Below are 13,102 nucleotides of genomic sequence, written 5' to 3' on the forward strand. Positions count from 1 at the left end.
CCTCCACTGCATAATTCCTTAAATCGGGTCGATCTGAGGATAAAGTTATGCGTTAGTTCAAAGCAATACAGCGACCTTTGCGCGTCTGAAAAGATGCGCGGCGCTGTAAGCGGCATTTCGGTTGAGCAGAATATCGGGCCGGCCATGCGTTTCAAAAAGAGGAAACGCGTCGAACAGATTGTTCTCTGTCCGCGAACGATCCGGCGGCTCAGAAGCGCTTCAAATCCCTGAGATAGGTATTCTCCGAGCGCGAGATGGCAAATTCTTGCGGATTGATCTCGGCAAAAATCAAGGTCTCGTCGGCGGAATTGGCTTTTGCCAGAACCTGCCCGTCCGGAGCCGCGATGCGGGACAGGCCGGCGAAGGAGAACATCGCGTCGGAACCGCAGTGATTGATATAGGCGAGGAAGACCTGATTTTCGAAGGCCCGTGTCTGGATCATGTGATCAGTGATGAAGGTCCCCGACCAACCGGCCGGAAGGGCTGTCGGCACCAGCACGGCGTCCGCGCCGGCAAGCGCAAGCCGGCGGACATTCTCCGGAAATTCGACGTCGTAGCAGATCAGCATGCCGCATGTGACGCCCTGGTGTTCGAAGAGGCGGGTCGACGGTTCACCCGGCGTGAACAGCGAGCGTTCGTAGTCGCCGTAGAGATGCGATTTCCGATAAACAGTGGGTGCGGCATCGCCGTCGACATGGACGGCACTGTTGTAGACGGCGCTACCCTCGCGTTCCGCGAAGCCGGCAATAATCGCGATGCCGGCATCGCGCGAGATCCGCCGCAACTGCTGAACGATGGGCCCGTCCGCCATCTCGGCAAGATCGCGGATCACCGCGCCGGCGCCGTAACCCGTGACTCCCAGCTCGGGCGTTATCAGCAATGTCGCGCCCTTGCCGGCCGCTTCGGCGGCCGCCCGCTCGATGCGGTCGAGATTGGCGGCGACGTCACCGTCAATGCTGTTCATCTGCACGGCCGCAAGCTTCATCACTTTCCATCCGATGACATGGCGCCGAGCAGCTTCGGCAGGTCCCCGAAACGGGCAACCAGACTGAAGATGATCGCGGCCGTGGAGACGAAGAGGACCGTCACCGACGCCATGGTCGGCGTATAGCCGTACCGCAAGGCGTTGAAGATCTTGATCGGCAGCGTCTCCATCGTGAACCCGACGGTCATGTAGGCAACGATATATTCGTTGAGCGAGAGCACGAAGGCAAAGGCATAGCCGGAGACGATATAGGGCAGGATCAGCGGCAGCACGATCGTGCGGAAAATGGTGCGATCGTCCGCGCCCATGGTCGCGGCCGCCTCGACCAGCGAGCGGTCGATCGAGGTAAAGCCGAGCGACAGCGTGACGAGCGGCAGCGTCACGAAGAAGATCGCGTGGCTGACGACGGCCGTCCAGGGTTGGCCGTAAAAGCCCGCCGTCGCCCAGAAGGTCAGGAGACCAAGCGCCGTGATGACCGGCGGCAGAGTGAAGGGCGCCACGCCGAGAAGCTGAAAGATGTTTGCCCAAGGCGCCACCCGCCGCCACAGGAACCAGGCAAGCGGCAGCGCGATCGCGACGGCGAGTGCTGCCGAGAGAACTGCGAGCGTGACCGAAGCGACGAGCGCGTTCCGCCATTCCGGATTGGTGAAGATCTCGCCGTACCAGGAGACCGAAAGGCCCTGAGGCGGAAAGGCGAGCGTCTGCTTCTGATTGACCGAGACGCCGGCGACCACGATCAGCGGCAGGGCGAGAAAGAGGGCGATCAGGAAGAAGTAGAACTTGCGGAAAATGGACGTCATGCCACTTCTCCCTTCCGTCCTGCAATGACGGTCAGGGCGACGAGCCCGAGCGTCACAAGCACGAGGAATACGGCCATCGCAGCGGCGAACGGCATGTTGGACTGGTAGATCGCCTGATCGGTGATCAGCACCGAAAGCGTCCAGTGCTGCGGACGGCCGAGAAGTTGCGGCAGCAGATAGGAGCCGAGCGCGAAGATAAAGACCATGATGAGCGTTGCAATGATCGTGTTCCTGAGCGTCGGCACGACGACGGTGAAGAACGCCTTGACGGGCGAGGCGCCGAGCGTGCGGGCGGCCTCCGTCAAGGTCGGATCGAGGCGGACGAGCGCCGGGAAAAGCACCAGCACCGTGTAGGGGAACGCCTGGTAGACCATGCCGGTCAGCACAGCGGAGAAACTCGGTGTCAGCGCCTTGGCCTCGGTCATCAGGCCGAGCGCCACGAGGATATTGGTAATGCCGGCCGTGCGCGAAAAGAGGGTCGACCAGGCAAAGCCGATGATGACCTCGGAGAGCGACAGCACCGAAAGCAGCACGACGAGCCAGACGACCTGCACGCTGCGCGCCATGCGCGTCAGGAGATAGGTGAAGGGCAGCGCCAGCACGACGCAGCAGACGGCGACTGCGATCGCCAGAGACAACGAAAAGCCGAGCACGCCGCCGAAGAAGGCCGAAAGGAAGCGGGCATAATTATCGTAGACGAAGGCCGGCGTGTAGAAGCCGCCCTGCTGGCGCTGGAAGAAGCTGACGGCGATCATCGTGCCGAAGGGCACGACGAAGAAGATGGTGAGCATCGCCGCGGGGAAGAGAAGCGGCGCGTAGTCACCGATTGTCTGGGGCGGTTCGCGTCTCATTTCCGCAGCACCACACAGACATCCGGAGTGAGCGCGACGCCGACCGGCTGACCGACGGTGACGTCCGGCCGGGCGCGTGGCGTCGAAACCGCGACGATCTGGCGGCCGGCGAGGTCGACGAAGGTCTCGATCGTGCCGCCGAGATCACGCACGAAGGTCACCGTGCCGGAAAGCGCACCGGCACCGGGTGCAGTCAGATGCACATCTTCGGGGCGGATCGAAAGCATCGCTTTCGCCGCACCCGGGGGCAAGGTCAGACCCGGCACCGGCTGGCCAAGCACAGTCACATGGCCCAATGTATCCGCCTCCGCCTCGATGAGGTTGGTCTGGCCGATGAAGTCGGCGACGAAACTGTCCGCTGGCCGGCGATAGATCTCGATCGGCGAGGCCGCCTGGCGGATTTCACCGCCGCTCATGACGACGACCGTATCGGCCATCGTCATCGCCTCGCGCTGATCATGAGTGACGACGATGGTGGTGATGCCGAGCTTCTGCTGCAATTGCCGGAGTTCCACCTGCATCGCCTCGCGCAGCTTGGCATCGAGCGCCGAGAGCGGCTCGTCGAGCAGGAAGAGCTTCGGCGAGATCGCGAGCGCCCGCGCGATCGCCACGCGCTGGCGCTGGCCGCCGGAAAGCTTGGAGACCGGCCGGTCCGCGTAGCCCGTGAGATGGATCATCGAAAGCAGTTCTTCGACCCGCTTCTTTTGATCCTCCTTTGGCGCATTGCGGATGCGCAAGGGATAGGCGATGTTTTCGCCGACCGTCAGGTGCGGAAAGAGCGCCAGCGACTGGAACACCATGCCGAGATTGCGCTTGTGCGTCGGCACCCGGGTAATGTCCTCGCCGTCGAGCCGTATGGCGCCCGCCGTCGGCAGATCGAGCCCGGCGATCATCCTCAGAAGCGTTGTCTTGCCGCAACCCGATGGGCCTAACATGCAGACGAAGGTGCCGTGCGGCACCATAAGGTCGACGTCATTGACGGCCCGGAAGGCTCCGAACTCCTTGACGACGTTTTGAAGGGCAAGTCCCGACATGTGTTCCCCGTCCGACAGCGCCGGCGTTCTAGCGGAAGCGCACGGTCGCGGCAGCATTTTGAGTTTCAGCATAAGATTATCCCCAAACTGCTGCGCGTTTAAGGGATTATGCACTGAGCCATGCAAACCCGCCCCGATGATCGGGGCGGATTGTTGATTGTCGCAAAGCGCACCGTCAGCCGACGATCAGTTCCGTCCACTTCTGGTTCAGCCAATCCGATTTCGTCTGATAAAGATCGTAGCGCGGGACGATCGGCTCGATGTCCGACGACACGGCAGCGAATTCTTTGTCCGTCAAATCGGTCGACTCGCGCTTGACCGTCGGCGAAGTGCCGACCTTGCGCGAAAGCGTCGCCTGGATCGTGGGCTGGCACATATAGTCGATGAAGATATGCGCCTCCTCGGACTTCTGCGAGGCGCGCGACAGCGCCCAGCAACCGGAATCCTGAATGCCGCCTTCTTTCGGAAAGGTGGAGCGGACCGGATGTCCATCGGCCGCGGCAAGACCGGTCACGTCGTGATAGTACTGGCCCATCGGGATTTCGCCCGACTTCAGCGCCTGCTCGAACTGCGCTTCATCGCGATACCAGAGGCGAACATTCGGCTTCACTTCGGCAAGCTTTTCAAAGGCCTTGAGGACGCCTTCTTCGGTATCGAGCGCATTGGTACCACCCATGAAGGTCTTGGCGGTCACTTCCAGCAGGAAGGAGTTCGAAACGAGTGCCAGCAGGCCGAGCTTGTCGGCATTCGCCGGATCCCAGAAAGCCGCCCACGAGGTCGGAGCTTCCTTGTAGACATTGGTGTTGGTGACGAGCGTGATGTACCAGGAGACTGCCCCGACGCCAGCAACGCGGCCATCCGGATATTTGTTGATGAAGCGGTCGAGCAGGTCCGAGGCGTTCTTGATCTTAGCCATGTCGATCGGCGTCCATAGGTCGGTCGACTGCCCTTTCAGCATTGCAACCTGCGACATCATCGAGACGTCGGCCGGGGCTTGGCCCGCACGGGCGGCCTGCTCAAGCTGAACCAGCCAGGCTTCACCGGTCGGCTCGGCGACCGATTCAATCGCAATGCCCGTCGTCTTGGTGAAGTCGGGGAAGATGTTCTTGTCGAAGGAATCCTTGAAGTAGCCGCCATAGACGCCGACCTTCAACGACTTATCCTGCGCCCGAAGCACGGCCGGCATCGCCAGCATCGATGCACCGGCAAGCCCCGCCCCCAGCAGCGTGCGGCGCTTGATGGAATTGATGTTCATCGCATGTCTCCTTTGTTTTGGCGGCACTCGCCACGTTCCCTGTTGTAGTTGATTTCTTACATCTTTTCGGTCTCGATGCATCAGGCCGTAATGAGAAGAATGTGAGTGCGTTTCTGCCCCGCATCCCAGCCGCACTTACCGGAAAGAATCACGCGTTTTCGGGTCTCTCAAGCCAAAATCATCGTGATCAGATCGCTCGGTCGCCGCGCCTTATCGACATCATACCCTCCCATGCGTCCGTTGGCGCATGCGATATCAACCTCTCCCGGTAATGGCCGGGCTGAAGACCATCAGGCTCAGGATCTCGAAAAGCACCTGCGCTCCGGCATGAGCGGTATTGGTCGTCGCGTCGTACTGCGGCGCCACCTCGACGACGTCGCCGCCGACGAGATTGATGCCTTTGAGGCCGCGGATCAGTTCCAGCACTTCGCGGGTCGTCAAGCCACCGACCTCCGGGGTACCGGTGCCCGGCGCGAAACTCGGATCGAGGCTGTCGATGTCGAAGGAGAGATAGGTCGGTCCGTCGCCGACGATCTTCATCGCCTTTTCGATGATGGCGGGGATGCCGAGGCCGGTGACTTCCTCCGCATGGATCACGGTCATGCCGGCCTCATAGGAGAATTCCCAGAGATACTCGGCCGAGCCGCGGATGCCGATCTGGACGACACGGGTGGGGTCGAGCACCCCGTCAAGGACAGCGTTGCGGAATGGGCCGCCATGGTGAAACTTGGTCAGATCAAAGGCACCGCCGGTGTCGCAATGGGCGTCGATATGGATTAAGCCGACCGGCTGCTTCTTGCCAACGGCTTTGAGGATCGGATGAGTGATCGAATGGTCGCCGCCGACCGAGAGCGGCACGACGCCCGCGTCGACGATCTGATTGAGGCGCTTCTCGATGTCCTCATGGCTGAGCTCCAGGCGATAGCGGCTGCGGAACGAAACATCGCCGATATCGGCGACCCGGAGAACATGCACCGGCGCGCAGCCGAGAACATGATTGTAGGGCCCGATGCGCTCGATGGCACGAAGCGCGCGCGGTCCGAAGCGCGAGCCGGGGCGATTGGTGACGCCGAGGTCCATCGGCACGCCGACGATCGCCACCTGAAGATTGCCGAAATCCGGATCTTCTGCATCGACCGCCATGTGCGGCGCCGTCAGGAAAGTCGGAATGCCGGAATAAGGTGCAAGGCGCGTGCCGCTCTTGGTGAAGATCTTGTCCGCGACCTTGCGGAAGGTCGGGTCGAAGAGTTCGCCGCCGTGGCTTTCGCCATATTTCGCCTTCAGTTCGCTGAGCTTCTTTTCGTCCCAGGCCATGTGCCCGAACCTCCATGTTTTTAGCCGGGGCATGCGCAAGGCGCTCCGCAAATCGCGTTTCGCGGAATTCGCCGGCCGGATCGGCGCAATCATGTTCCCCAGGCTCTTGCCTTTGTTGAGGCATATTAGGAGACAATTCTTCTGGAAAATCAATTGACATTGTTATAGCGTTTCGTGTGAGGAAAATTCACATAATTGCCATCCCGTCCGGAGCTCTCCTTCTTGTCGAGCCGCCTCCCCCCGCTGAACCCGCTACGTGCCTTCGAGGCTACCGCCCGGCGCGGTTCCGTTTCTGCGGCGGCGCGAGAACTCAACGTCACCCATGGGGCGGTCAGCCATCAGATCCGCGCGCTCGAGCTTTCCTTCAACGCCACCCTCTTCGAGCGCGGCGGCAAGCGGCTGAGATTGACGCCGCAGGGCGCGCTGCTGCTGCCGGCCGTCACTCACGCCTTCGCCGAGATCGCCGCGGCGACCGCGGCAATGACCCGACCGGCGACGAGCGGCGAACTCCGGATCACCTGCGTTCCCGCACTGCTCTCCTTCTGGATGATCCCGCGCCTGCATCAGTTCACAGAGCAATTCCCCGACGTGCAGCTGACGCTCATAGCCTCCAACGACGAAGCGCATCTGCATTCCCCTGACGTCGATATCTGCTTGCTCTACGGCGACGGCAATTGGAGCGGTTGCTGGGCGAAGCTCTGGAGCCGTCTCGAGCTCTTTCCCGTCGTCAGCCCGACGCTGCTCAACATGCGCCCGCTCCGCTCCATACGCGATCTGCGCGACCATGTGATGCTGCACGGCGACGACGGCCGCGAATGGAACACCTGGCTTACCGCGGCCGACGCGACCGATCTTCAACGCGGACGTCAGCATTTCATGAGCGATGCGCGGCTTTCGACCGAAGCGGCGCTGCACAACCAGGGCGTGGCGCTCGGCGATACGATCACCGCCGGCAGCCTGATCGCCCGCGGCGAGTTAATCGCTCCCTTCGATCTGACCGTGCCGGCCAATGATGCCTTCTTCGTCGCTTGCCGCAACGAGGTCCGTGCCGCGCCGATCGTCCGCGTTTTCATCGACTGGCTGTTCGCAGCGCTCGAAAGCGACCCGATGCCGGAACTGCAGGTCTCTGCACGCACGATCATCCGCAGCCGGATGTCGAAACCGGACGCCGGCGCGCGAGAGTCGCCTACGGACAGTTTTCAGCCCGTCTCTTCGCCGACGCATGGCCGTCGTCGCGAGCCGCCCCAGAAACGCAAGATCAAGTCCTAACGCCAGATCAAGTCCTAACCAACGGAAATTCAACATGCCGCATTTCAACCCCCTCGTCGAAAAGCTCTCGCCGCCGCCGGTCCCGTCGGTGCTCACCTGGGCCAAGGCCTACGACGGGGCAAGAGGCCCGCTGATCGATCTTTCCCAGGCGGTACCCGGTTATCCCGCTCATCCGGACCTGTTGAAATGGCTCGGCGAAGCTTCCGCCTCCACGGCTTACACCGGCTACGGCGCGATCGAAGGAGAAGCGGAGTTGCGCGCCGCCTATGCGGCCCATGTGGCCGCGCTCTATGACGCGACCGTTTCTGCCGACAACATTCACATCACCTCCGGCTGCAACCAGGCTTTCATCTGCGCCGTCATGGCGATTGCCGGCGCGGGCGACACCGTTCTGATGACGAATCCCTATTACTTCAACCAGGAAACGACGCTGGCGATGCTCGGGATCAACGTCGAACTTGCACCTTGCGACGCGGGCGCCGGTTTCCTGCCGGAGGTCGAAACGATCGCTTCCGCGCTTCGGCCGGGCATTCGCGCATTGGCTCTCGTTTCCCCGAACAATCCGACCGGCGCGGTCTATCCGCCGGAGCTGCTTCAGCGAATCTATGAACTCAGCCGGGCAAACGGAACCTGGCTGATCCTCGATGAAACCTATCGGGACTTCCTGCCGGACGCCGCTGTTGCCCCGCATAGGCTGCTTCGGGCCGAACGCTGGCAGGATGGCTTCATCGGTCTCTACAGTTTCTCCAAGTCCCTTTGTATTCCCGGCCATCGCCTCGGGGCGATCACCGCCGGGCCGGCGGTCGTCGAGCAGGTCACCAAGATCATGGACAACCTGCAGATCTGCGCCCCGCGCGCCGCGCAAGCTGCGGTCGCCAAGGCCATACCGGCCCTTGCCGACTGGCGGCTCGCCAATCGCGCCGAGATCGCCGCCCGCGCAAAGGCGCTGAAGGACGTCATGAGCCGCCTGCCGCAATGGAAGCTGCAGGCAGTCGGCGCCTATTTCGCCTATATCCGCCACCCCTTCCCCGATATCGACTCTCAATTCGTCGCCGAGAAACTGGCAAAACTTGCCGGCGTCCTCTGTCTGCCGGGCGATTATTTCGGCGAAGGCCAGGAGAACTATCTGCGCTTCGCCTTCGCCAATGCCGATGTCGCGACGATCCTGAAACTGGAAGAGCGCCTTGCCGGTTTCAACCTACCCGGCATCTGAAACCGGACGTTCAGCCGCGGCGCGCGATCAGAATGCCTACCAGCACGATCGCGCCGCCGATCGCCTGCATTAGGCCGACCGGCTCGCTGAGCAGCAGCCAGGCGAGAATTGCTGCCACGACGGGCTGCAACAGCAGCGTCAGCGACGAAAAGGCCGGCGGCAGATAGGCCAGCGCATAGGTTATCGCCACCTGGCCGCCCGCGTGGCTGACAAAGGCGAGACCGAACAGCATCGCCCATCCGAAGGCACTAGGCGGCAGCAGCTCGGGCTCGGCCAACAACGTCATCGGCAACATGCAAATGGCTGCCGAAGCCGTGCTCCAGATCATGATCCGGTTGGTGCTGAAACGGCTTCGCAACTGGCCTATCGCCAGAATATAGCCCGCATAGAACATGGCGGCGACGATCGCGATGCCATCGCCCAGGAGGTCGCCCCCGCCGAGTGCCGCTGGCCCGCCCTTCAGGACAACCACGCCGGCAACGGCCGTGGCAAGACCGGCGAGAAAGATGCCGCTGACTTTGGAGCGGAACAAGAGCCAGCTTGCAAGCGTAACAAAGACAGGAGCAACGTTGGCGAGCAGCGTTGCGTTGGCGACGGAAGTCATCGTCAGCGAGAGGTGCCAGGCGGCAAGATCAATCGCCAGCAGTACGCCCGGCAGGATCAAGGCCGCGTAGTCGGAAAGTCGCTGCGGTCGCCGATCGGCGACGTTCCCATTTTGGACCCATGCCCAGGCAACAAGCGGGATCAAGGCGAGCGCCACGCGCCAGAAGGCGGTCGCCATCGGCCCAACCTCCGAGAGCCGCACGAAGATCGGCGATCCGCCTATGGCTGCACCGCCAAGCAGCAGTGCTGCCATGGCAAGCGAATTGCGGGAAGAGGCGGAACTGACGGCTTGGGTCACGGGCGATGTCCGGCGAGTAGACTTCTGGCGAGCGCCGCAGGATCGATGGGCGCAGCAAGCCAGCTATCAGACCTGTGCATCGGGCAACAGCGGCAATTCGCCAAAAGAGAGACAAAAAACGGCGGCCGCACGAAAAGCGTGCAGCCGCAATTGCTCTGGAGTTCTCGCCGATCAGGCGGCGTCGGGGAGGTGTACCGTCTTCACCTCGAGAAAATCCTCGAGACCGAAGATGCCGCCTTCACGCCCGTTGCCCGATTGCTTGTAGCCGCCGAAGGGGCTCCCGTAGCGATGCGGTCCGCCGTTGATATGCACCATGCCGGCGCGCAGCCGCGCGGCGACCCGCTCGGCCCGCTCCGGATCGCCGGTCTGGATATAGGCGGCCAGCCCGTAACTGGTGTCGTTGGCGATCTCGATCGCTTCCTCCTCTGTATCAAAGGGCATGATCGAAAGGACCGGGCCGAAGACCTCCTCGCGGGCGATCCGCATTGTGTTATCGACATCGATGAAAATCGTCGGCTTGACGAAATAACCAGTCTCGAAACCTTCCGGCTTGCCCGGTCCGCCGGCTAGAAGGATCGCGCCTTCGGCCACGCCCGCCTCGATCAGCGCCTGCACCCGCTCATACTGGATATGGCTGACGAGCGGGCCGATATGCGAACCTTCCTTCGTCGGATCGCCGACTTGCGCCACCCTCGCCACGTGCCTGGCGATGTCCACCACCTTATCATAGACGCTCCGCTCCACGAGCATCCGGGTCGGCGCATCGCAGGACTGGCCGGAATTGTTGAAGCATTCAAGAATGCTGGCGGTCACCCGCTCCTCGAGATCGGCGTCGGCAAAGACGATGTTCGGCGACTTGCCGCCGAGCTCCAGCGTCACGCGTTTGACCGTATCGGCGGCATCCTTGCTGACGGCGATACCGGCACGGGTCGAGCCGGTGAACGACACCATGTCGAGGTCCTTGTGTTTCGAAAGCGCGGCACCGGCATGGATGCCGTCGCCGTTGACGAGGTTGAAGACGCCCGGCGGGAAGCCGGCCTCGTCGATCATTTCCGCGTAAAGCATGGCATTGAGCGGCGTGAACTCGCTCGGCTTCAGCACGCATGTGCAGCCGGTCGCAAGCGCCGGCACGACCTTGAGCGCGACCTGGTTGACTGGCCAGTTCCAGGGCGTGATGAGGCCGCAGACGCCGATCGGCTCCCGCAACAGCGTGTCGCCGTTAGGAAGCTTCTCGCGCAGCTTCAGCCGTTTCAGCGCGTCGATATAGCCCTGCAGGTGGCCGATGCCGACATCGGCCTGCTGCTCGCGGCTCATGGTTTTCGGCGCGCCGAGCTCCGCAGTGATCGTTTCGGCCATCTCGTCGTAACGGCGCTTGTAGATCGCCAACAGCTTTTCAAGCAGCGCCAAACGTTCCTCTACGCTCGTCCGGCTATAGCTGGCGAAAGCCTTCCTTGCGGCGGCAACCGCGCGGTCGATGTCGACGGACGTGCCCAGGGAAATGACGGCGATCGGCTTTTCGGTTGCCGGATTGAGCACATAGAGATCATTCTGCGTGACCGGATCGACCCATTCGCCGTTGATGTAGAATTTTCGTTTGTCGAGCATTCGCTCCTCCTTCCCGTCAGAGTGTCTTTTGAGCGCTGCCAACTGAAGGCTACGACGCAAGCAGTCACCCCGCAAGGGGAACGAGCTCGCGCTTGCGGGCGCTCACGACATCGGCGCGAGACGGCGACGCTTTCATGCGCCGCCTGACGACGAGAGGAGAACACTGCTTTGCGAAGATCGCTGCAGCGAATCGGTTAGAGTGCGCCGAGCACCAGCGCCGAGATGAAACTGAAGGCAGCTGCGAGCGCGATCGTGTGGGGAATGAGACGGCGGGACAACAGCCGCCGCTCAGATGGTGCCCCGTAGGTCGTGTATCGGGACTGGCTCATCGGTTTTGCAGCGTTCATCGCATCTCTCCGCAAGTTCCGGACGGCACCAGCGTCCTGCTGTATTCTTCTCCTATATTCTCCATTGAGTTTATAGATATTATTTTCCGCAGATCGGGTCGGACGTAAAAATCCGTTCTGTCCTTGCTACTGCATGTTTCCTTAGATCGGAGCTGATTTAGCGACAAAACATGCAGCAGTTCAAAGTGCTAACGGCGATCTTTGTGCGTCTGAAAAGACGCACGGCGCTGTAGAGCGAGACGCGGATGCGGGCGAAATCGCTGCACACGTTCCTCATCCCGCTCGGTCAGTGCCGATCGCGATCGCGTTGCTGTACGTGGCGCGACCAGGTCTCGCTGAACCATGGCGTCAGGAGCGAAATGTCGGCGGAGCGGTGAGAGCGGCTGAGCCTGCTGTCTGCCTCGACGCAGGTCCAGACGGTGAATGCCGTGAGCTGATGCTTGCCGAACGTCTGAATCAAGGGAATGTCGGCGGCGTCGCGGCCGCGCGCAACCGGGATGCGGCCGGCGCGCCGCGCATTGTTCTTGGCGTCGAACGTGTACCAGCGATCGCCGACAAAGACTTCAAACCAGGCATTGAAGTCCATCGGCGCCGGACTCTCCGGCACGCCGATATCGGCCATGTAGCCGTTGACGTAACGGGCCGGCATGTTCATGCAGCGGCAAAAGGCGATGGCGAGATGCGCATAGTCGCGGCTGACGCCCAGCCGGTCCTCATGCGCTTCCAGCGCCGTGCGCATTATCTGCGCATAGCCGTAGCTGAAGACCAGGCGATCGTGCACATAGTCGCAGATCGCCTCCACACGCTGCCACCCCGCCGGCACGTCGCCGAAGAGCTTCCAGGCAAGCGCACTCAATCGATCGGTCTCGCAGTATCGGCTGGCGGAAAGATAGGGCAGCCAGGCGGGCGGGAGCTTTTCGACCGGCACCGCTTCAGCCAGCGGGTCGGAGGCGTCGAGCCTTCCCTCGTCCTTGATCACCGCGTCATAGCTGAGCTTGGTCTCCCCCTCGGGCAGAACCATGCGCAGGCAGGTATTGCCATGCGGATCGGTGATTTCCTCCATCGGCACGATCGGTGACACAACCGGCCCGCGCTCGCCGACGATATCGCCGCGCCGTTCGGGTACGATGGAAAGATAGGTCATCATCGGCGTCGGCTGCGGACAATCAATCCCGATCTCATAACCGAACCGTATGAACATGTTCCGACCTCCCTGATGGACTGCGGCTATTCGGGTTCCCGTCGTCTTGTCGGCACTGGAGACGCTCCATGGCGTTGGCGCATTTTCGGTCAGAGACCGCTGATAGGATTGTTCGCGTGTCGCATTTGCCGCGATCTGTATTTATTCCGGGCCGAGGAACGCACGGCAGTAGATCGTCGGGTGCGCAGAAGAACGCGATATCCCGCCCCATTCGGACGTCGTCGGCGGGGGCCGGGCCAGCGACCGAAAAATTCTAGCGCATGATCGTTCGGTGCGGAATCGATTTGAGAGGGAAACGTGTGCCTGCTGCATGGTTCCTTAAGTCGG

Annotated in this window: 12 protein-coding genes; 2 read left to right on the forward strand and 10 right to left on the reverse strand. The window is 62.0% G+C overall.

Features of this window, described 5'->3' with window-relative positions; translation table 11 throughout:
- Positions 1-208: 208 nt before the first annotated feature.
- The 6 genes from PYH37_RS25300 to speB all read right to left on the reverse strand — a co-directional run bounded on the left by PYH37_RS25300 (position 209) and on the right by speB (position 6,239).
- Positions 209-988, reverse strand: a complete 780-nt coding sequence (locus PYH37_RS25300; RefSeq protein WP_280734208.1) for a carbon-nitrogen hydrolase family protein — start codon at positions 986-988, stop codon at positions 209-211.
- Complete coding sequence (locus tag PYH37_RS25305) at positions 985-1,785, reverse strand: ABC transporter permease (protein ID WP_280734209.1); 801 nt, start codon at positions 1,783-1,785, stop codon at positions 985-987. The genes PYH37_RS25300 and PYH37_RS25305 overlap by 4 nt, the downstream gene beginning before the upstream one ends.
- Entirely contained in the window at positions 1,782-2,636 is an 855-nt protein-coding gene (locus tag PYH37_RS25310) for an ABC transporter permease (RefSeq protein WP_280734210.1), read from the reverse strand. Before PYH37_RS25310 ends, PYH37_RS25305 begins: the two co-directional genes overlap by 4 nt.
- On the reverse strand, positions 2,633-3,670 hold the full coding sequence (locus tag PYH37_RS25315; RefSeq protein ID WP_280736159.1) for an ABC transporter ATP-binding protein: 1,038 nt from the start codon (positions 3,668-3,670) through the stop codon (positions 2,633-2,635). The genes PYH37_RS25310 and PYH37_RS25315 overlap by 4 nt, the downstream gene beginning before the upstream one ends.
- Positions 3,671-3,845: 175 nt before the next feature.
- Positions 3,846-4,925 (reverse strand): ABC transporter substrate-binding protein, encoded by a 1,080-nt coding sequence (locus PYH37_RS25320; RefSeq protein WP_280734211.1) that lies wholly within the window; start codon positions 4,923-4,925, stop codon positions 3,846-3,848.
- A gap of 255 nt (positions 4,926-5,180) precedes the next feature.
- Complete coding sequence (speB, locus tag PYH37_RS25325) at positions 5,181-6,239, reverse strand: agmatinase (RefSeq protein ID WP_280734212.1); 1,059 nt, start codon at positions 6,237-6,239, stop codon at positions 5,181-5,183.
- Positions 6,240-6,461: 222 nt separating this feature from the next.
- Here speB and PYH37_RS25330 point away from each other — a divergent pair, with 222 nt between their 5' ends.
- On the forward strand, positions 6,462-7,508 hold the full coding sequence (locus PYH37_RS25330) for a LysR substrate-binding domain-containing protein (RefSeq protein ID WP_280734213.1): 1,047 nt from the start codon (positions 6,462-6,464) through the stop codon (positions 7,506-7,508).
- A 34-nt stretch (positions 7,509-7,542) separates the two neighbouring features.
- The gene (locus PYH37_RS25335; protein ID WP_280734215.1) at positions 7,543-8,721 is read left to right on the forward strand and encodes an aminotransferase; all 1,179 of its coding nucleotides are present in this window, start codon (positions 7,543-7,545) and stop codon (positions 8,719-8,721) included.
- Positions 8,722-8,731: 10 nt separating this feature from the next.
- Here the strand turns inward: PYH37_RS25335 and PYH37_RS25340 are convergent, their stop codons facing one another.
- From PYH37_RS25340 to PYH37_RS25355, 4 genes are all read right to left on the reverse strand, one after another.
- Positions 8,732-9,577: a DMT family transporter gene (locus tag PYH37_RS25340; protein ID WP_280736160.1), complete on the reverse strand. Its 846-nt coding sequence runs from the start codon at positions 9,575-9,577 to the stop codon at positions 8,732-8,734.
- 216 nt (positions 9,578-9,793) lie between these two features.
- Positions 9,794-11,227, reverse strand: a complete 1,434-nt coding sequence (locus tag PYH37_RS25345) for an aldehyde dehydrogenase family protein (RefSeq protein ID WP_280734216.1) — start codon at positions 11,225-11,227, stop codon at positions 9,794-9,796.
- Between the two features lie 194 nt (positions 11,228-11,421).
- Positions 11,422-11,574: a hypothetical protein gene (locus tag PYH37_RS25350; RefSeq protein ID WP_280734217.1), complete on the reverse strand. Its 153-nt coding sequence runs from the start codon at positions 11,572-11,574 to the stop codon at positions 11,422-11,424.
- Positions 11,575-11,860: 286 nt separating this feature from the next.
- Positions 11,861-12,775, reverse strand: a complete 915-nt coding sequence (locus PYH37_RS25355; RefSeq protein ID WP_280734218.1) for a transglutaminase-like domain-containing protein — start codon at positions 12,773-12,775, stop codon at positions 11,861-11,863.
- Between the last annotated feature and the right edge of the window lie 327 nt (positions 12,776-13,102).

Origin of the sequence: Sinorhizobium numidicum, from assembly GCF_029892045.1 — a bacterium.
Classification (GTDB): domain Bacteria; phylum Pseudomonadota; class Alphaproteobacteria; order Rhizobiales; family Rhizobiaceae; genus Sinorhizobium; species Sinorhizobium numidicum.

Coding starts and splice junctions, on each gene's coding strand:
- PYH37_RS25350 (WP_280734217.1), bottom strand. CDS start 11,574: ATGAACGCTGCAAAACCGATGAGCCAGTCCCGATACACGACCTACGGG.
- PYH37_RS25320 (WP_280734211.1), bottom strand. CDS start 4,925: ATGAACATCAATTCCATCAAGCGCCGCACGCTGCTGGGGGCGGGGCTT.
- PYH37_RS25340 (WP_280736160.1), bottom strand. CDS start 9,577: ATGGCAGCACTGCTGCTTGGCGGTGCAGCCATAGGCGGATCGCCGATC.
- PYH37_RS25310 (WP_280734210.1), bottom strand. CDS start 2,636: ATGAGACGCGAACCGCCCCAGACAATCGGTGACTACGCGCCGCTTCTC.
- PYH37_RS25345 (WP_280734216.1), bottom strand. CDS start 11,227: ATGCTCGACAAACGAAAATTCTACATCAACGGCGAATGGGTCGATCCG.
- speB (WP_280734212.1), bottom strand. CDS start 6,239: ATGGCCTGGGACGAAAAGAAGCTCAGCGAACTGAAGGCGAAATATGGC.
- PYH37_RS25355 (WP_280734218.1), bottom strand. CDS start 12,775: ATGTTCATACGGTTCGGTTATGAGATCGGGATTGATTGTCCGCAGCCG.
- PYH37_RS25315 (WP_280736159.1), bottom strand. CDS start 3,670: ATGTCGGGACTTGCCCTTCAAAACGTCGTCAAGGAGTTCGGAGCCTTC.
- PYH37_RS25335 (WP_280734215.1), top strand. CDS start 7,543: ATGCCGCATTTCAACCCCCTCGTCGAAAAGCTCTCGCCGCCGCCGGTC.
- PYH37_RS25305 (WP_280734209.1), bottom strand. CDS start 1,785: ATGACGTCCATTTTCCGCAAGTTCTACTTCTTCCTGATCGCCCTCTTT.